The organism is Pseudomonas sp. MT92 (genome assembly GCF_058792515.1).
In genome coordinates this window covers 118608-135363 of the sequence record NZ_JBXAFA010000001.1, presented here as the reverse complement: position 1 = coordinate 135363, position 16756 = coordinate 118608, and the positions used below count along the sequence as shown (strand labels likewise).

The window sequence follows — 16756 nt, the reverse complement described above, 5'->3', positions numbered from 1 at the left end:
AGACTCTATCGCTTTTGTTAACAAGAATTAATTGCAATAATGCACGCCACTTTGTTCTCGGCCTCACGAGGCCTGGAAGAACATTAATCGAATTTTCCTCTCAGGTCCGGCCCAGCATGACATGTAATCAACTCTCCGCTTTGCCAACCAAACGACCTCGTGCCTGGAGCGCGGTGGCCGCCCTGCTGTTCAGCCTGATGCTGGCGCCTGCCGCCGCGTTCGCTGATGCGCAAGCGCCGGCCACTTCGACCGCCGCCACCGCACCGGCTCCAGCCGATCACGCCGCCCCGGTTGTCACTCCGGTCGCCAACGACCCAGCGCAGACCCAAGCGATCGCCGGCGAAGACGCTCCCGAAGTACTCGAAGCCGACAACACCCTGGGCATGGCCCACGACCTGTCGCCGTGGGGCATGTACAAAAACGCCGACATCATCGTGAAAATCGTGATGATCGGCCTGGCCATCGCTTCGATCATCACCTGGACCATCTGGATCGCCAAAGGCCTGGAGCTGATGGGCGCCAAGCGCCGTCTGCGCAGTGAAATCGCCCAGCTGAAAAAATCTGCCTCGCTCAAGGAAGCCAGCGTCACGGCGGCGAAGGAAGGCACCCTCGCCAATCTGTTGGTGCACGACGCTCTCGAAGAGATGCGCCTGTCGGTAAACAGTCGCGAAAAAGAAGGCATCAAGGAACGCGTCAGCTTCCGCCTCGAACGCCTGGTGGCGGCTTGCGGTCGCAACATGAGCAGCGGCACCGGCGTGCTTGCCACCATTGGTTCAACCGCGCCATTCGTGGGCCTGTTCGGTACCGTATGGGGCATCATGAACAGCTTTATCGGCATCGCCAAAACCCAGACCACCAACCTCGCCGTCGTGGCTCCCGGCATTGCCGAGGCCTTGCTGGCCACCGCCCTGGGGCTGGTCGCAGCGATTCCAGCGGTCGTGATCTACAACGTGTTTGCCCGCTCCATCGCCGGCTACAAGGCTCAGGTGTCCGACGCGTCGGCACAGGTGCTGCTGCTGGTCAGCCGCGACCTCGACCACCAGCCCGAGCGCAGCTCGCAACCGCACATGGTGAAAGTGGGGTAATCGGCCATGGGCCTGCATTTGAAAGAAGGCGCAGACGACGATCTGGCCGAGAATCACGAAATCAACGTCACGCCGTTCATCGACGTGATGCTGGTGCTGTTGATCATCTTCATGGTGGCGGCGCCGCTGGCCACTGTGGACATCAAAGTCGACCTGCCCGCGTCCACCGCCAAACCGGCGCCGCGGCCGGAAAAACCGGTGTTCCTCAGCGTCAAGGCTGACCAACGCCTGTTCCTCGGCGAAGATGAAGTGAAGGCCGAAGCACTCGGCGCTACGCTCGACGCCAAGACCCAGGGCAAGAAAGACACGACTATCTTCTTCCAGGCCGATAAAGGCGTGGATTACGGCGACCTCATGAGCGTGATGGACACCCTGCGCTCCGCCGGTTACCTGAAGGTGGGTCTGGTCGGTCTCGAGTCGGCAGTCAAGAAATGATCACGACGCGCCAAAAGCTGACGCGATATGGCGGAAGCCTGGCCGTGGTGCTGGGCGTTCATGCGCTGGCCATCGCGCTGGCCGTGAACTGGACCGCCCGCCCGCCCATCGAATTGCCGCCCCAGGCAATGATGGTCGAGCTGGCGCCGCTTCCCGCCCCGCCACCGCCTGCACCGCCAAAGGTCATCACACCGCCACAGCCACCGGCCCCGGTAGAGGAACTGCCGATACCGAAACTCGCCGAGGCGCCGAAGGCGGAAATCGCGGTGCCCAAACCGGTCAAACCCAAGCCGAAGCCTCAACCGCCCAAGCCTGTGGAGAAAAAACCGGAACCGCCGAAGGAAAAGCCGTCCGAAGCAAAACCGAGCGAAGAACCACCAACGCCGGCACCAACGGAGAAATCCGCTCAGCCCGCTCCTGGGCCATCGGCAGCTCAACTAGCGGCCAAGGCCAGTTGGGAAGGCACCTTGCTGGCGCACCTGCAAAAGTACAAAAAGTACCCGCCCAGCGCACAGGCTCGGGGAAAGGAAGGCATTAACCGCCTGCGTTTCGTGGTGGATGCCGAAGGCAACGTCCTGTCATTCGAGCTGGTGGGCGCCTCAGGCACTGCCGATCTGGACAGGGCGACCCTGGACATGATCCGCCGCGCTCAGCCGCTGCCAAAACCTCCGGCCGAGATGCTCAAAAATGGCTCCATCGAAATTGTTGCACCCTTTGTTTACTCGATAGACAAACGCCGACGCTGACTAATGTGGGAGCGGGCTTGCTCGCGATTGCTGCCTGACATCCAACATCATCGTTGACTGTTACACCGCTATCGCGAGCAAGCTCGCTCCACCATGCGAAAGGCACCGAAAAGGTGCCTTTCGCCTATCTGGAAACGGCAAACGTGCATTACCCGGTGTCACTCAGCACATACTGTCTGATAACGTGCGTCTATCGATTGCAAGCGTTATGCTTGGCCCGCAACTTCATGGACGCTTGCTATGACTCTTACAGAATTACGCTACATCGTTACCCTCGCCCAAGAGCAGCACTTTGGCCACGCGGCCGAGCGTTGCCACGTCAGCCAGCCGACCCTTTCGGTAGGCGTGAAAAAGCTCGAAGACGAACTCGGTGTGCTGATTTTCGAGCGCAGCAAAAGCGCCGTGCGCCTGACCCCGGTTGGTGAAGGCATCGTGGCCCAGGCACAGAAAGTCCTGGAACAGGCCCAAGGCATTCGCGAGCTGGCACAAGCCGGCAAGAACCAGCTGACCGCCCCGCTGAAAGTCGGCGCGATCTACACCGTCGGCCCGTATCTGTTCCCGCACCTGATCCCGCAACTGCACCGGGTTGCCCCGCAGATGCCGTTGTACATCGAAGAAAACTTCACCCACATCCTGCGTGACAAGCTGCGCAACGGCGAGCTCGACGCGATCATCATCGCCCTGCCGTTCAATGAAGCCGACGTCCTGACCCTGCAACTCTACGACGAGCCGTTCTACGTCCTGATGCCGGCGCAGCACCCATGGACGCAAAAAGAATCCATCGACGCCAGCCTGCTCAATGACAAGAGCCTGCTGTTGCTCGGCGAAGGCCACTGCTTCCGCGATCAAGTGCTGGAAGCCTGCCCGACCCTGACCAAGGGCAACGACGGCGCCAAACACACCACGGTGGAATCCAGTTCGCTGGAAACCATCCGCCACATGGTTGCCTCCGGCCTCGGGATTTCGATCCTGCCGCTGTCGGCCGTCGACAGCCATCACTACGCCCCTGGCGTGATCGAAGTTCGGCCGTTGTCGGCGCCGGTACCGTTTCGCACCGTGGCCATCGCCTGGCGTGCGAGCTTCCCGCGTCCGAAAGCCATTGAAATCCTCGCTGACTCCATTCGCCTGTGCTCGGTGGCCAAGCCATCCGCACCGGTGGTGGCCGGCTAAGCACGCGTCATGACTGAGTTGTCGCAAGTGTCGGTGACGGCACTCAAGGGTGTCGGCGAAGCCATGGCCGAGAAACTGGCCAAGGTCGGCCTGGAAAATCTCCAGGACGTCCTGTTTCACCTGCCATTGCGGTACCAGGATCGCACGCGTGTAGTCCCGATTGGTGCGTTGCGCCCGGGGCAGGACGCCGTGATCGAAGGCACGGTCAGCGGCGCCGACGTGGTCATGGGCCGACGCCGCAGCCTGGTGGTGCGCCTGCAGGACGGCACCGGCGGACTCAGTCTGCGCTTCTACCATTTCAGCAACGCCCAGAAAGAAGGCCTCAAGCGCGGCACGCAAATTCGCTGCTACGGCGAAGCACGACCCGGTGCGTCGGGTCTGGAAATCTACCACCCGGAATACCGCGCCATTACCGGCGACGAGCCGCCGCCGGTGGACGAAACCCTGACGCCGGTGTACCCGCTCACCGAAGGCCTGACGCAACAGCGCTTGCGCCAACTGTGCATGCAGACCCTGACGTTACTCGGCCCCACCAGCCTGCCCGACTGGCTGCCGACCGAACTCGCCCGCGACTATCAATTGGCACCGCTGGCCGATGCGATCCGCTACCTGCATCATCCACCGGCCGATGCCGATGTCGACGAACTCGCCCTCGGCCACCACTGGGCCCAGCACCGCCTGGCCTTCGAAGAACTGCTGACCCATCAACTGTCCCAGCAACGCCTGCGCGAAAGCATGCGTTCGCTGCGCGCACCGGCCATGCCCAAAGCCACGAAGCTACCGGTCCAATACCTGGCCAACCTCGGCTTCAGCCCCACGGGTGCACAGCAGCGGGTGGGCAACGAAATCGCCTATGACCTCAGTCAACACGAGCCGATGCTGCGCTTGATTCAAGGTGACGTCGGCGCGGGCAAAACCGTGGTCGCGGCGCTGGCTGCATTGCAAGCATTGGAGGCTGGTTATCAGGTCGCCTTGATGGCGCCCACCGAAATTCTTGCCGAGCAGCACTTCATCACCTTCAAGCGCTGGCTCGAACCCTTGGGCATCGAAGTCGCGTGGCTGGCCGGCAAGCTCAAGGGCAAAAACCGCGTGGCCGCGCTGGAGCAAATCGCCAATGGCACGCCGATGGTGGTCGGCACCCATGCGCTGTTTCAGGACGAGGTGCAGTTCAAGAACCTGGCGCTGGTGATCATCGACGAGCAACACCGCTTTGGTGTGCAACAGCGCCTGGCGTTACGCCAGAAAGGTGTCGGCGGGCGCATGTGTCCGCATCAGCTGATCATGACTGCGACACCTATCCCGCGCACGCTGGCCATGAGTGCCTACGCCGACCTCGACACCTCGATCCTCGACGAATTGCCGCCCGGCCGAACCCCGGTGAACACGGTGCTGATCACCGACACCCGGCGCGTCGAAGTCATCGAACGGGTGCGCGGCGCCTGTGCCGAAGGTCGACAGGCCTATTGGGTGTGCACGCTGATCGAAGAGTCGGAAGAGCTGACCTGCCAGGCCGCCGAAACCACTTATGAAGACCTCACCGCCGCGCTCGGCGAACTGAAAGTCGGGCTGATTCACGGGCGCATGAAGCCTGCCGAAAAAGCGGCCGTGATGGCCGAATTCAAGGCCGGCAACTTGCAGCTGCTGGTCGCCACCACCGTGATCGAAGTAGGTGTCGACGTGCCCAACGCCAGCCTGATGATCATCGAAAACCCGGAACGTCTTGGCCTGGCGCAACTGCACCAGTTGCGCGGTCGCGTCGGGCGAGGCAGCGCCGTCAGCCATTGCGTGTTGCTCTACCATCCACCGCTGTCGCAGATCGGGCGCCAGCGACTGGGCATCATGCGCGAAACCAATGACGGATTCGTCATCGCCGAAAAAGACCTCGAACTGCGCGGCCCCGGTGAAATGCTCGGCACGCGGCAGACCGGTCTGCTTCAATTCAAAGTCGCCGACCTGATGCGCGACGCCGACCTGCTGCCGGCGGTGCGCGATGCCGCTCAGGCCTTGCTCGAACGCTGGCCCGATCACGTCAGCCCATTACTTGATCGTTGGTTGCGTCATGGGCAGCAATACGGCCAAGTGTGAGCACCGTCTCAGTTTCTGAGCGATGGGTTCGAGCAAGCTGGTTATACTCCTGCCAATTGTTTTAAAACGGATACAGACCATGACCGAAGTTGCCCTCGCACCCGCTACCCCGCACGCGCCGTCGGTCATTCGGCTGTTGCTGGGCAAAATGGGCATTGCCTACAAGGAAGTCCTGGACCACCACGGTCTGAACCCCGCGCGCAAAGTTCAGGCTGCGCTGCTTGATGACGCCGTCGGTGCGCTGATGGTGTTGTTCCCGCAAAGCCAATTGCTGGACCTCAATCGCCTCACCGAACTCACCGGCCGCCGCCTCACTGCGGTGCCGACCGAGCGCCTGGAAAAGATGCTCGGCAAGCATAACCTGAGCCTGTTGCCCGGCCTGCCGGCACTGACCAGCTCACCGTGCCTGTACGACGAAAGCCTGCTGCATGAGCCGATGGTGCTGGTCAACTCCGGCGAGCCTGGCGTACTGCTGGAAATCACCAGCGAAGCCTTCAAATCCATGCTGAATAAAGCCAGCGCCGCCAACTTCGGCGAAGCGCTGACCAGCATCCGCCCGAACCTCGACCGCCCCGACGACGACCGCGAGGAAATCACCCAGGCCGTCCAAGCGTTCACCGCGCGGCGCATCCAGCAACGCCTGGAAGCGACCATCGAGATTCCGCCGCTGGCCGAGACCGCGCAAAAGATCATCAAACTGCGCGTCGACCCCAACGCTACCATCGACGACATCACCGGCGTGGTCGAGACCGACCCGGCGCTGGCGGCGCAAGTGGTGAGCTGGGCCGCGTCGCCGTACTACGCTTCGCCGGGCAAGATCCGTTCTGTGGAAGACGCCATCGTGCGCGTGCTGGGTTTCGACCTGGTGATCAACCTGGCCCTGGGCCTGGCCCTGGGCAAAACCCTGAGCCTGCCCAAGGACCACCCACAACACAGCACGCCTTACTGGCAGCAATCGATCTACACCGCCGCCGTCATCGAAGGCCTGACCCGCGCCATGCCGCGCGCCCAGCGTCCGGAAGCCGGCCTGACCTATCTGGCCGGCCTGCTGCACAACTTCGGCTACCTGCTGCTGGCCCACGTGTTCCCGCCGCACTTCTCACTGATCTGCCGCCACCTGGAGGTCAACCCGCACCTGTGCCACAGCTACATCGAGCAACACTTGCTGGGCATCAGCCGCGAACAGATCGGCGCCTGGCTGATGCGCTACTGGGACATGCCCGATGAACTGGCCACCGCGCTGCGCTTCCAGCACGACCCCCATTACGACGGCGATTACGCCGAGTACCCGAACCTGGTGTGCCTGAGCGTGCGCTTGCTGCGCAGCCGCGGCATTGGTTCCGGCCCCGACGAAGACATCCCCGATGCCCTGCTCGAACGCCTGGGCCTGACTCGCGACAAGGCCGAAGACGCGGTCAGCAAAGTCCTTGAAGCCGAAGTATTGCTGCGCGAACTCGCTTCGCAATTCACTCAGGGCTGAAAGTATCGCGGGCAAGCCACGCCCCCACAGGATTTAGGTGATCCCTGTGGGAGCGGGCTTGCCCGCGATGAATCCAACCCGGTCTGACTGACCCACTCAAACCTTGGCGACAGTTTTCGCCTTCTTCGGCTTCAAATACTTGGTCAACCCCTGGAACCAGATCACCAGCGCCGGGTTGCCCTTGATCTGAATCGACTTGTCTTGAATCCCCGTCATAAATGCATTGGCCGACGAGCCAGCAACGACAAAAAGCAAGCGCACTGCTAAGATTTGAGCGTAAATAGAGGGCTTTCCGATGACCCAAACAGCGGCTAACAGTGTTGCAAGTCAAGTCCGCAAGCTTGCCAAGGACCACAAGATCACTGCCGAACCTGACGGCATGAGCCGTATGGCCGTGACCATCACCTGTCTGGCTGGTGATATCGTCGTGCTGGATGGCGTTGAACAGTTGCTCGTCAATCTGAAGAAAAAAGGCGCACTGAGCAAATCAGAAGCCTTGGTGCTCCAAGGGCGGTACCTTCAGGAGAGGCGCTCCAAGAAACATAGCGCATGACTTTTGACCCGTTCGGCGATTTCGAAACGGCTGGCTACCTTCAAAACTCGCTGGGCCTGAAAGATCCCACTGAAGTTAAAGAATCAGAGCATTTTTCCTTCGAACTGAGCATCGAAGACGCTCTTAACTATTTGGCCAAGACCCAGCCAATCGATTACAAGTCAGTCCTCAAAGTTCACGAGATCCTTTTCTCCGGCTTCTATCCTTGGGCAGGGAAAGATCGATGCGAGCTAGTCCCTCACTTGGCTGTCTTCAAGGGCTTACATGGCGATCCGCGAAGCACCGTCTTTGAGCATCCGAACTCCATCAAGATGTCTGTCGACTATGCGCTTGAGCTAGCAGCAAACCAGAAACGTTTCAGAGATCGCCCTGGCGAAGTAATGGGCCAACTAGCATTCGCACACCCCTTTCTCGACGGCAACGGCCGCACGATCCTGTTGGTCTTCATGGAGCTCTGCTATCGGGCCCGGTTCGCCATCGACTGGTCAAGGACCATCAAGGACGACTACCTGCGGGCGCTCAGTGATGAAATTCGAGAGCCTCGCGAGAGGCATCTCGATCACTACTTGAAACCGTTCGTGGTCGATATCGCCAGTCGAGACGAGTGGCCAGCGACCATCAGCAGCATCCGTGGCCTGGATGGCCTGGACAAGGAAGGCATCACCTACGAGAGCCTGGACAATCCGGAAGTCCAGCAGATATACAAGACTTACAGGGCACGACCACTCGACACATCAGGCCCGTAGGATGTCGTAAGGTAAAAAGCTGGAGACAACCTCAAGCCTTTGGCTTGGCCTTCTTCGGCTTCAAATACTTGGTCAACCCCTGGAACCAGATCACCAGCGCCGGGTTGCCCTTGATCTGAATCGACTTGTCTTGAATCCCCGTCATGAACGCCAACTGCTTGTTCTTCGCCTGCATCGTGGTAAAGCCATACGCGGCGTCTTTGAAGGCGATGGCAAATGCAGGCTCGGCATACACGCCCGCCTTGCTGGTAATGCGCTGATCCTTAACCCGGAAATGCCGCGCCACCTTCCCGTCCAGGGTCTGCAGCTGAAACACCAGGTCCTTGTCGCCCAACTGCTGCTGAAACGCAGGATTGGTCCGACTGGCCTTGCCCATCAACAAACCCAGCATCCACAGCAGAAAACGAAATTTCATGCGCAAGCCTCAAAAGGAAAATGAACGGCCGGGGCAGTTTAACGGCTTCAAGCCATAACGCCAGTATCCAGTTTCATTAGGAGGAGATCATAACCATTAGCGGCACGATGACTACCAAGTCACAATTAATAACGCCTTCTGCCAGACCACTCGCCACGTCATTCCCACACCAAACGAAACACATTCTGTAGGAGCCGGCTTGCCGGCGATGACCTCACGTGCGCCGCGTTTATCCAGTCCACACGCGTTATCGTTAACGACCATCGCGAGCAAGCTCGCCCCTACAGGTGATGTGTTATCAATTTCCGGGATGGCGCGAAAACCAAAAAAATGGGCACCCAACCTGGTTGGCGTGCCCATTCTTTGTTCGGCTCCCCTGCTACGCAGGGTATGGCGACGGATTACGGATTGACGCTGTCTTTCAACGATTTGCCTGGCTTGAACGCAACGGTGTTGCTGGCCTTGATTTTGACGGGCTCACCGGTTTGCGGGTTTTTGCCGGTGCGGGCGCCGCGGTGGCGTTGCAGGAAGGTGCCGAAACCTACCAGCGTGACGCTGTCTTTGCGGTGCAGGGCGCCGGTGATTTCTTCGAGAACGGCGTTGAGAACGCGGTTGGCCTGCTCTTTGGTGAGGTCTGCTTTTTCAGCAATTGCTGCGGCGAGATCTGGTTTACGCATATTAGTGAAGCCCCTTTGACGGTTTTTTGTTGTTATGTCCGTGCTGCTCTCTGCGGAGCAGCGCCCAAAGCGCCGCAGGTGCTCTACTCTGCGGCAGACGGGAGTGAGGATGGCACGCAGTGAGGAGCCGCGCCAGTGTCGGCGCGGCCAATGTATGGGCAAAAGGGGGGTGATTCCGACAGAACGACCGGTATTTACGCCAGCAGCGCCGGAAGTTCTTTGTTCAGGGCCAGTTTTTCCGTCACCGCCGCGCCTGTCAGGGCATAACCGAGCAGTTTGCCGCCGGCATCGCGGCATAAAACCTTGATGTCGGCGCCCTGCCCTTCGACGGTCCAGACGCCCTCCGTGCCGCGTGGCGGCGGGGACACCACCAATGGGCACACCGGGGTTTTGACGGTGATGGGCATCGGGCCATAAGTGACCGTCGTCGGGTTGCCGGCGAGGGTCTGGGCCAGCGCTCTCGCACAGCTCATCAGGGGCATTACGTACAAGAGGTTCAGCCCATCGACCTCGGCACAGTCGCCCAGGGCGTAGATGTTGGCGTGGGAAGTTTGCAGGTGGCGGTTGACCACGATGCCGCGATTGACTTGCACACCGGCAGCGGCGGCCAGGTCGATGCGCGGACGCAGGCCAATGGCCGACACGACCACGTCGCACGGGATCACCTGGCCATCGGACAGGTGCGCCTCCAGCCCATCAGCGACGCGCTGCAGGCGATTGAGCACCGGCCCGAGGTGGAAACGTGCACCCAGGCTTTCCAGCCCGGCCTGCACCGCCGCAGCCGCCGCCGGGTGCAGCAGGGTCGGCATGACTTGTTCGCACGGCGCCACCAGTTGCACCTCGTAGCCGCCCAGACTGAGGTCGTTGGCGAACTCGCAGCCGATCAGCCCGGCGCCGAGCAACAGCACCCGACGCTTGCCGGCCGCTGCGGCGCGAAAGCGTGCGTAGTCTTCGAGGTCGTTGATCGGGAATACGCAGTCCGCCGCATCACCTTCGATGGGCACGCGCACGGTTTCTGCGCCCCAGGCCAGGATCAGATCACGGTAGTACACCGCTTCTTCGCCGATCCACAGGCGCTTGTGGCCCGGGTCGATGCCACTGATGCGCGTGTGGGTGCGCACTTCGGCTTTCAACTGCTCGGCCATGGTGCCGGGTTCTGCCATGCTCAGGCCATCGGCGTCTTTGTTTTTGCCGAAACCGGTGGAGAGCATCGGCTTGGAGTAAGAGCGTCCGTCATCGGCGGTAATCAGCAGCAGCGGAGTTTCGCCATCGAGTTTGCGAAACTCGCGGGCCAGGTTGTAGCCCGCCAGTCCGGTGCCGACGATCACGACAGGTGCGTTCATTCCTTACTCCTTCCAGGTGTCTTAGTTGATTTCGATCATTTCGAAATCCATTTTGCCGACGCCGCAATCCGGGCACAGCCAGTCTTCGGGCACGTCCTGCCACAAGGTGCCCGGCGCGATGCCGTCATCCGGCCAGCCGTCGGCTTCGTTGTAGATCAGGCCGCAGACCACACATTGCCACTTTTTCATTCAGGTACTTCCTCAGGATTCAGGCTTTTGCCGGCGCGAACGGTCGATGGTTGCAGCGCTGCCGTCCGGCTCAGGGCGTTTTGTACTGATGGGGCCGCGCAGATGCAAGCCTGTTCGGCGCAACGGGCGGCCAGATCACTCAAATTCACGAGCCGACATGTTAAGCTCGCCGCCTCCTTTGCTGCCAATAATGACTCACTGTGCCGCACTCAAAATCCGCTTGCCCGGCCCCGCTCTGGCTTCCTCACAGCCAACTGACGCCCCTCCCCGATACGTCCACCCTCGACTGGCTATTCGACGAAGGTTCGCTGACCCGCCGCCTGACCCGTTTGTCGAATGACGGCTTCAGCGTCACGCCGCTGTTCGAAGGCTGGCAAACCCTGCGCGCCGACGAATGCGCCGCGCTGGATCTGGCCGACGGCAGCGAGGGCTGGGTTCGCGAGGTGTACCTGCGCGGTCACGGCGAGGCGTGGGTGTTTGCCCGCAGCGTGGCCTCGCGCAGTGCATTGCAGGGCGACGGCTTGCACATGGACGAATTGGGCAGCCGCTCCCTGGGCGAATTGCTGTTTTGCGATCACGCCTTCCAGCGCCGGGCCATCGAGGTTTGCCACTATCCTCAAGCGTGGCTGCCGAACGAGGTCCGGTCGCCTGAGCTATGGGGCCGCCGCTCACGGTTCGACCGTGGCACCTTGAGCGTGCTGGTGGCCGAGATTTTCCTGCCGCCCCTGTGGAACGCCGCCCGCGCCCATCCGGAGAATTGCTGATGTACCAGAGCCTGCTCAAGTCCCTGAACCGCTTGAACCCACGGGCCTGGGATTTCATTCAGCTGACGCGCATGGACAAGCCGATCGGCATCTATCTGTTGCTGTGGCCAACGCTGTGGGCGCTGTGGATTGCCGGCAAGGGCTCGCCGTCGCTGGCCAACATCGTGATTTTCGTCCTTGGCGTGGTGTTGACTCGCGCCGGTGGCTGCGTGATCAACGATTGGGCCGACCGCAAGGTCGACGGCCATGTGAAACGCACCGCACAGCGCCCACTGGCGAGCGGCAAGATCAGCTCCAAGGAAGCGCTGGTGTTCTTTGCGCTGCTGATGGGGGTGAGTTTCCTGCTGGTGCTGTGCACCAATGCGACCACGATCTGGCTGTCACTCGGCGGCCTGGCGCTGGCCTTCACTTACCCGTTCATGAAGCGCTACACCTATTACCCGCAGGTGGTGTTGGGCGCGGCGTTTTCCTGGGGCATGCCGATGGCATTCACCGCCGAAACCGGTGATTTGCCGGCGGCGGCGTGGCTGCTGTACATCGCCAACCTGATGTGGACAGTGGGCTACGACACCTATTACGCAATGACCGACCGCGACGACGATCTGAAAATCGGCGTGAAATCCACGGCGATCCTGTTTGGCGAGGCGGACCGGGTGATCATCCTGACCCTGCAAGGATTGGCGCTGGGTTGTCTGTTGCTGGCGGGTTCGAAATTCGAGCTCGGTGGCTGGTTCCACCTTGGGTTGGCGGTGGCGGCAGGCTGCTTCGCCTGGGAGTTCTGGTACACCCGCGACAAGGACCGGATGCGCTGTTTCAAGGCGTTTTTGCACAATCACTGGGCCGGGCTGGCGATTTTTGTCGGGATCGTGCTGGATTATGGGTTGCGCTGAGGCAGGATTGATATCGCCCCCGCAGAGCATTCATGCGGGGGCGGATCACGTTGGTTACTTCTGCGACTCGTGAACGACGTGCCAGACGTCTTTCATGCCGTCACCCTTCATTTCTCCAGGCTTTTCGTCCTTCACGAAGGTGTACAGCGGTTTACCGTCATACGCCCACTGCATCATGCCGTCATCGCGCTTGATGGGCGTAAATTTGCCTTCGGCCTTGGCACCGGCCGGAGCCATCATGGGTGGCCAATTCTTCGCGCAGTCACCATTACACATCGACTTGCCGCCCGAGTCCTTGTCGAACGTGTATACGGTCATGCCTTTATGGTCGACCATCATGCCGTCTTTCATCATCACCGGTTCAGCGGCGAGCGCCAGGGTCGGCAGCGTTAGCACGGCCGTTACCAGTAACGCCTTCCAGGATTGAGCGATGTAATTCATGGAAACCTTCCTCTTGCGGTTGTCAGGATTCGGACTTAGAGCTTAGTTCAGGTTCACGACGATCGCCGGGCGACTAAAATACTGTCACACGACTGCAATAATTCCGTTATCTAATGCGGCGCAAGACAGTTAAATGACAAGAGGATTAAGGCATGGTTGGCAGGAGCATTCTGATCGTCGACGACGAAGCGCCTATTCGCGAAATGATCGCCGTTGCGTTGGAAATGGCCGGCTATGACTGCCTGGAGGCCGAGAACTCCCAGCAGGCCCACGCCATTATCGTCGACCGCAAACCGGACTTGATCCTGCTCGACTGGATGCTGCCCGGCACCTCCGGCATCGAATTGGCCCGCCGCCTCAAGCGCGATGAACTGACCGGTGATATCCCGATCATCATGCTCACCGCCAAGGGCGAAGAGGACAACAAGATCCAGGGCCTGGAAGTCGGTGCCGACGATTACATCACCAAACCCTTTTCCCCCCGTGAGTTGGTCGCACGCCTCAAAGCCGTGCTGCGCCGCGCCGGTCCTACCGATGGCGAAGCGCCTATTGAAGTCGGTGGCCTGCTGTTGGACCCGATCGGCCATCGCGTGACCATCGACGGCAAGCCGGCCGAAATGGGGCCGACCGAATACCGCCTGCTGCAATTTTTCATGACCCACCAGGAACGCGCCTACACGCGCGGCCAGTTGCTGGATCAAGTCTGGGGCGGCAATGTCTATGTCGAAGAGCGCACCGTCGATGTGCACATCCGCCGCCTGCGCAAAGCCCTCGGCGACGCCTACGAAAACCTGGTACAAACCGTGCGCGGAACCGGCTACCGGTTCTCTACAAAGGCATAAAAGCAGTTGCAAGCGCCAAGCTTTAAGCGGCAAGCAGAAGCACAGCCCGCTATAACTTGCAGCTTGCGGCTAGAAACTGAAAGCTGCGCTAGGACGCCCCCTTGAACCAAAACTGGCATGGCACCCTGATTCGCCACATGCTGCTACTGGTCACCGCCTGCCTGGTGATCGGCTTGATCAGCGGCTACTACGGCTGGAGCCTCGCCGCGGGCCTGGGCCTTTACCTGGCCTGGACCCTCAAGCAACTGCTGCGCCTGCACGAGTGGCTGCGCCTGCACCAACCCGATGAAGCTCCGCCCGATGGCTATGGCCTGTGGGGCGAAGTGTTCGACAGCATCTATCACCTGCAGCGTCGCGATCAGCGAGTGCGCGGGCGGTTGCAAGCGGTGATCGACCGGGTTCAGGAATCCACCGCCGCATTGAAAGATGCGGTGGTCATGCTCGACAGCGACGGCAACCTGGAATGGTGGAACCGCGCCGCCGAAACCTTGCTGGGCCTAAAGACGCCACAGGACAGCGGTCAGCCGGTGACCAACCTGGTGCGCCACCCGCGTTTCAAGGAATACTTCGAGCAGGACAGCTACGCCGAGCCGCTGGAAATCCCTTCGCCGACCAACGACCGGATGCGTATTCAGCTGTACATCACCCGCTACGGCAACAACGAGCACCTGATGCTGGTACGCGACGTCACACGCATCCATCAGCTCGAACAGATGCGCAAAGACTTCATCGCCAACGTTTCCCATGAATTACGCACACCCCTGACGGTGATATGCGGCTACCTGGAAACCCTGCTCGACAACGTCGAGGACGTGAACCCGCGCTGGAGTCGCGCCTTGCAGCAAATGCAGCAACAAGGCGGGCGCATGCAAACGCTGCTCAATGACTTGCTGCTGCTGGCCAAGCTCGAAGCGACCGATTACCCATCGGATAACCAGCCAGTGGCCATCGATGGCCTGTTGCAGTCGATCAAGAGTGACGCTCAGCAGCTCTCCGGCCAGAAAAACCAGCACATCACCCTGGAAACCGACCCGACGATTCTGCTCAAGGGCAGCGAAGCCGAACTGCGCAGCGCTTTTTCCAACCTGGTGTTCAACGCGGTCAAGTACACCCAGGCCGAAGGCAACATCCGCATTCGCTGGTGGGGCGATGAACAAGGCGCGCACCTGAGCGTGCAGGATTCCGGAATCGGCATCGACAGCAAACACCTGCCGCGCCTGACCGAACGCTTCTATCGCGTCGACTCCAGTCGCAACTCCAATACCGGTGGCACCGGCCTGGGGCTGGCGATCGTCAAACACGTGCTGTTGCGCCACCGCGCACGGATGGAAATCAGCAGCGTACCGGGGCACGGGAGCACTTTTACCTGCCATTTCGCCCCCGCCCAGGTCAGCAAATCCAGAGTCATTAGTCCAACGGACTGATGGCAGTACTAGGCAATCGCTGAGTCAGCCGCTACATTGGCTGACTTGTGCCTGCCTTTCAGGCCCACTTTTTCTTTCCTTTCGAATACACGGAACCCGCAAAACTCCATCATGGACCCTTCCCCTGGTTTGACCCTCGCCACATTATTCGCCGACTTCGGCATGATTCTTTTTGCTCTGATCCTGGTGTTGCTCAACGGTTTTTTCGTTGCGGCGGAATTTGCCATGGTCAAATTGCGCTCGACCCGGGTCGAAGCCATCGCTGGACAACACGGCTGGCGCGGGCAGATCCTGCGGACCGTGCACAGCCAGCTCGATGCCTACCTGTCGGCGTGCCAATTGGGCATCACCCTCGCCTCCCTGGGCCTCGGCTGGGTCGGCGAACCGGCGTTCGCGCACATCCTCGAACCGCTGCTCGACGCCGTCGGCGTGCAGTCGGCCGAAGTGATCAAAGGCGTTTCGTTCTTCGCTGCGTTTTTTGTCATCTCGTACCTGCACATCGTGGTCGGCGAACTGGCCCCGAAATCCTGGGCCATCCGCAAGCCCGAGCTGCTGTCGCTGTGGACCGCCGTCCCGCTGTACCTGTTCTACTGGGCCATGTACCCGGCGATCTACTTGCTCAACGCCAGTGCCAACGCGATCCTGCGCATCGCCGGCCAGGGCGAGCCCGGCCCGCATCACGAGCATCACTACAGCCGCGAAGAACTGAAACTGATCCTGCACTCCAGCCGTGGCCAGGACCCGAGCGACCAAGGCATGCGCGTATTGGCTTCGGCGGTGGAAATGGGCGAACTGGAGGTGGTCGACTGGGCCAACTCCCGCGAAGACCTGGTGACACTGGAGTTCAACGCCCCCCTCAAGGAAATCCTGGCGATGTTCCGTCGTCACAAGTTCAGCCGTTATCCGGTGTACGACAGCGAGCGCCAGGAGTTCGTCGGCTTGCTGCACATCAAGGACCTGCTGCTTGAACTGGCGGCACTGGATCATATTCCCGAGTCGTTCAACCTGGCCGAACTGACCCGTCCGCTGGAGCGTGTGTCCAGGCACATGCCGCTGTCGCAACTGCTCGAACAGTTCCGCAAGGGCGGCTCGCACTTCGCCGTGGTTGAAGAGGCCGACGGCAACATCATCGGCTACCTGACCATGGAAGACGTACTGGAAGTGCTGGTGGGCGACATTCAGGACGAACACCGCAAGGCCGAACGCGGGATCCTCGCCTACCAGCCGGGCAAACTGCTGGTACGGGGCGATACGCCGCTGTTCAAGGTTGAACGGCTGCTGGGTATCGACCTTGACCACGTTGAAGCCGAAACCCTCGCAGGGCTGGTCTACGAAACCCTGAAACGCGTACCGGAAGAGGAAGAAGTGCTGGAAGTCGAAGGCCTGCGCATCATCATCAAGAAGATGAAAGGGCCGAAGATCATTCTGGCCAAGGTCTTGATGCTGGGCTGAGTGCAGCACCCGTCGCTTG

Annotated in this window: 19 protein-coding genes and 1 pseudogene; 13 read left to right on the top strand and 7 right to left on the bottom strand. The window is 60.6% G+C overall.

Translation table 11 applies throughout. The annotated features are described in order from the left end of the window. The first annotated feature begins 116 nt into the window (after nt 1–116). The 6 genes from exbB (at nt 117) to AC1Q6D_RS00605 (ending at nt 7001) form a co-directional block, all read left to right on the top strand. A complete protein-coding gene (exbB, locus tag AC1Q6D_RS00630) occupies nt 117–1085 on the top strand; it encodes a tonB-system energizer ExbB (RefSeq protein ID WP_103402943.1) in 969 nt (322 codons plus the stop codon). A 6-nt stretch (nt 1086–1091) separates the two neighbouring features. Then, nucleotides 1092–1520 carry a TonB system transport protein ExbD gene (exbD, locus tag AC1Q6D_RS00625; RefSeq protein WP_047535134.1) on the top strand — a complete coding sequence of 143 codons (429 nt, stop codon included), beginning with the start codon at nt 1092–1094 and terminating at the stop codon, nt 1518–1520. Further along, entirely contained in the window at nt 1517–2266 is a 750-nt protein-coding gene (locus AC1Q6D_RS00620) for a TonB family protein (RefSeq protein WP_103402944.1), read from the top strand. Before exbD ends, AC1Q6D_RS00620 begins: the two co-directional genes overlap by 4 nt. Nucleotides 2267–2506: 240 nt before the next feature. Then, nucleotides 2507–3436, top strand: coding sequence for a hydrogen peroxide-inducible genes activator (locus AC1Q6D_RS00615; protein ID WP_047535140.1), 930 nt, complete (start codon nt 2507–2509; stop codon nt 3434–3436). A gap of 9 nt (nt 3437–3445) precedes the next feature. Next, on the top strand, nt 3446–5521 hold the full coding sequence (gene recG / locus AC1Q6D_RS00610) for an ATP-dependent DNA helicase RecG (RefSeq protein ID WP_103402945.1): 2076 nt from the start codon (nt 3446–3448) through the stop codon (nt 5519–5521). Nucleotides 5522–5600: 79 nt separating this feature from the next. Then, the gene (locus tag AC1Q6D_RS00605) at nt 5601–7001 is read left to right on the top strand and encodes an aminoacyl-tRNA deacylase and HDOD domain-containing protein (protein WP_103402946.1); all 1401 of its coding nucleotides are present in this window, start codon (nt 5601–5603) and stop codon (nt 6999–7001) included. A gap of 96 nt (nt 7002–7097) precedes the next feature. On the opposite strand, the pseudogene AC1Q6D_RS00600 reads toward AC1Q6D_RS00605, so the two are convergent. Beyond that, a pseudogene (locus AC1Q6D_RS00600) lies at nt 7098–7223 on the bottom strand (helicase); the annotation flags it as partial. Nucleotides 7224–7296: 73 nt separating this feature from the next. On the opposite strand from AC1Q6D_RS00600, the gene AC1Q6D_RS00595 reads away from it, so the two are divergent. Then, complete coding sequence (locus AC1Q6D_RS00595; protein WP_047535149.1) at nt 7297–7554, top strand: hypothetical protein; 258 nt, start codon at nt 7297–7299, stop codon at nt 7552–7554. After that, nucleotides 7551–8300 (top strand): Fic/DOC family protein, encoded by a 750-nt coding sequence (locus tag AC1Q6D_RS00590; RefSeq protein ID WP_103402947.1) that lies wholly within the window; start codon nt 7551–7553, stop codon nt 8298–8300. The genes AC1Q6D_RS00595 and AC1Q6D_RS00590 overlap by 4 nt, the downstream gene beginning before the upstream one ends. A 31-nt stretch (nt 8301–8331) precedes the next feature. Here the strand turns inward: AC1Q6D_RS00590 and AC1Q6D_RS00585 are convergent, their stop codons facing one another. From AC1Q6D_RS00585 to AC1Q6D_RS00565, 5 genes are all read right to left on the bottom strand, one after another. Then, entirely contained in the window at nt 8332–8715 is a 384-nt protein-coding gene (locus AC1Q6D_RS00585; RefSeq protein ID WP_103402948.1) for a helicase, read from the bottom strand. Between the two features lie 111 nt (nt 8716–8826). Further along, nucleotides 8827–9075, bottom strand: a complete 249-nt coding sequence (locus AC1Q6D_RS00580) for a hypothetical protein (RefSeq protein ID WP_103402949.1) — start codon at nt 9073–9075, stop codon at nt 8827–8829. Between the two features lie 41 nt (nt 9076–9116). Beyond that, complete coding sequence (locus tag AC1Q6D_RS00575; protein ID WP_003195589.1) at nt 9117–9392, bottom strand: HU family DNA-binding protein; 276 nt, start codon at nt 9390–9392, stop codon at nt 9117–9119. Nucleotides 9393–9586: 194 nt separating this feature from the next. Then, nucleotides 9587–10735: an NAD(P)/FAD-dependent oxidoreductase gene (locus tag AC1Q6D_RS00570; protein ID WP_103402950.1), complete on the bottom strand. Its 1149-nt coding sequence runs from the start codon at nt 10733–10735 to the stop codon at nt 9587–9589. 21 nt (nt 10736–10756) lie between these two features. Then, entirely contained in the window at nt 10757–10924 is a 168-nt protein-coding gene (locus tag AC1Q6D_RS00565; protein WP_007954349.1) for a rubredoxin, read from the bottom strand. A gap of 200 nt (nt 10925–11124) precedes the next feature. On the opposite strand from AC1Q6D_RS00565, the gene AC1Q6D_RS00560 reads away from it, so the two are divergent. Together AC1Q6D_RS00560 and ubiA are read left to right on the top strand one after the other, a co-directional pair. Beyond that, nucleotides 11125–11688, top strand: a complete 564-nt coding sequence (locus tag AC1Q6D_RS00560; RefSeq protein ID WP_103402951.1) for a chorismate--pyruvate lyase family protein — start codon at nt 11125–11127, stop codon at nt 11686–11688. Further along, the gene (gene ubiA, locus AC1Q6D_RS00555; RefSeq protein ID WP_103402952.1) at nt 11688–12578 is read left to right on the top strand and encodes a 4-hydroxybenzoate octaprenyltransferase; all 891 of its coding nucleotides are present in this window, start codon (nt 11688–11690) and stop codon (nt 12576–12578) included. The genes AC1Q6D_RS00560 and ubiA overlap by 1 nt, the downstream gene beginning before the upstream one ends. 54 nt (nt 12579–12632) lie before the next feature. Here ubiA and AC1Q6D_RS00550 read toward each other — a convergent pair whose 3' ends face one another. Further along, complete coding sequence (locus tag AC1Q6D_RS00550) at nt 12633–13019, bottom strand: COG4315 family predicted lipoprotein (RefSeq protein ID WP_103402953.1); 387 nt, start codon at nt 13017–13019, stop codon at nt 12633–12635. 152 nt (nt 13020–13171) lie between these two features. Here AC1Q6D_RS00550 and phoB point away from each other — a divergent pair, with 152 nt between their 5' ends. From phoB to AC1Q6D_RS00535, 3 genes are all read left to right on the top strand, one after another. Next, nucleotides 13172–13861, top strand: a complete 690-nt coding sequence (gene phoB, locus AC1Q6D_RS00545) for a phosphate regulon transcriptional regulator PhoB (protein WP_034149326.1) — start codon at nt 13172–13174, stop codon at nt 13859–13861. 137 nt (nt 13862–13998) lie between these two features. Continuing rightward, nucleotides 13999–15285, top strand: a complete 1287-nt coding sequence (phoR, locus tag AC1Q6D_RS00540) for a phosphate regulon sensor histidine kinase PhoR (protein ID WP_256590110.1) — start codon at nt 13999–14001, stop codon at nt 15283–15285. Nucleotides 15286–15396: 111 nt separating this feature from the next. Continuing rightward, nucleotides 15397–16737, top strand: a complete 1341-nt coding sequence (locus AC1Q6D_RS00535) for a hemolysin family protein (RefSeq protein ID WP_103402955.1) — start codon at nt 15397–15399, stop codon at nt 16735–16737. The last annotated feature ends 19 nt before the right edge of the window (nt 16738–16756 follow it).

Bases quoted from the DNA above. Each gene is read 5' to 3' on its own strand.
- exbD (WP_047535134.1), top strand. From the start codon at position 1,092: ATGGGCCTGCATTTGAAAGAAGGCGCAGACGACGATCTGGCCGAGAAT.
- ubiA (WP_103402952.1), top strand. From the start codon at position 11,688: ATGTACCAGAGCCTGCTCAAGTCCCTGAACCGCTTGAACCCACGGGCC.
- AC1Q6D_RS00615 (WP_047535140.1), top strand. From the start codon at position 2,507: ATGACTCTTACAGAATTACGCTACATCGTTACCCTCGCCCAAGAGCAG.
- phoB (WP_034149326.1), top strand. From the start codon at position 13,172: ATGGTTGGCAGGAGCATTCTGATCGTCGACGACGAAGCGCCTATTCGC.
- AC1Q6D_RS00535 (WP_103402955.1), top strand. From the start codon at position 15,397: ATGGACCCTTCCCCTGGTTTGACCCTCGCCACATTATTCGCCGACTTC.
- AC1Q6D_RS00580 (WP_103402949.1), bottom strand. From the start codon at position 9,075: ATGGGCACGCCAACCAGGTTGGGTGCCCATTTTTTTGGTTTTCGCGCC.
- AC1Q6D_RS00565 (WP_007954349.1), bottom strand. From the start codon at position 10,924: ATGAAAAAGTGGCAATGTGTGGTCTGCGGCCTGATCTACAACGAAGCC.
- AC1Q6D_RS00595 (WP_047535149.1), top strand. From the start codon at position 7,297: ATGACCCAAACAGCGGCTAACAGTGTTGCAAGTCAAGTCCGCAAGCTT.
- AC1Q6D_RS00550 (WP_103402953.1), bottom strand. From the start codon at position 13,019: ATGAATTACATCGCTCAATCCTGGAAGGCGTTACTGGTAACGGCCGTG.
- AC1Q6D_RS00570 (WP_103402950.1), bottom strand. From the start codon at position 10,735: ATGAACGCACCTGTCGTGATCGTCGGCACCGGACTGGCGGGCTACAAC.
- phoR (WP_256590110.1), top strand. From the start codon at position 13,999: ATGCTGCTACTGGTCACCGCCTGCCTGGTGATCGGCTTGATCAGCGGC.
- AC1Q6D_RS00605 (WP_103402946.1), top strand. From the start codon at position 5,601: ATGACCGAAGTTGCCCTCGCACCCGCTACCCCGCACGCGCCGTCGGTC.
- AC1Q6D_RS00575 (WP_003195589.1), bottom strand. From the start codon at position 9,392: ATGCGTAAACCAGATCTCGCCGCAGCAATTGCTGAAAAAGCAGACCTC.
- recG (WP_103402945.1), top strand. From the start codon at position 3,446: ATGACTGAGTTGTCGCAAGTGTCGGTGACGGCACTCAAGGGTGTCGGC.
- AC1Q6D_RS00590 (WP_103402947.1), top strand. From the start codon at position 7,551: ATGACTTTTGACCCGTTCGGCGATTTCGAAACGGCTGGCTACCTTCAA.
- AC1Q6D_RS00585 (WP_103402948.1), bottom strand. From the start codon at position 8,715: ATGAAATTTCGTTTTCTGCTGTGGATGCTGGGTTTGTTGATGGGCAAG.
- AC1Q6D_RS00620 (WP_103402944.1), top strand. From the start codon at position 1,517: ATGATCACGACGCGCCAAAAGCTGACGCGATATGGCGGAAGCCTGGCC.
- exbB (WP_103402943.1), top strand. From the start codon at position 117: ATGACATGTAATCAACTCTCCGCTTTGCCAACCAAACGACCTCGTGCC.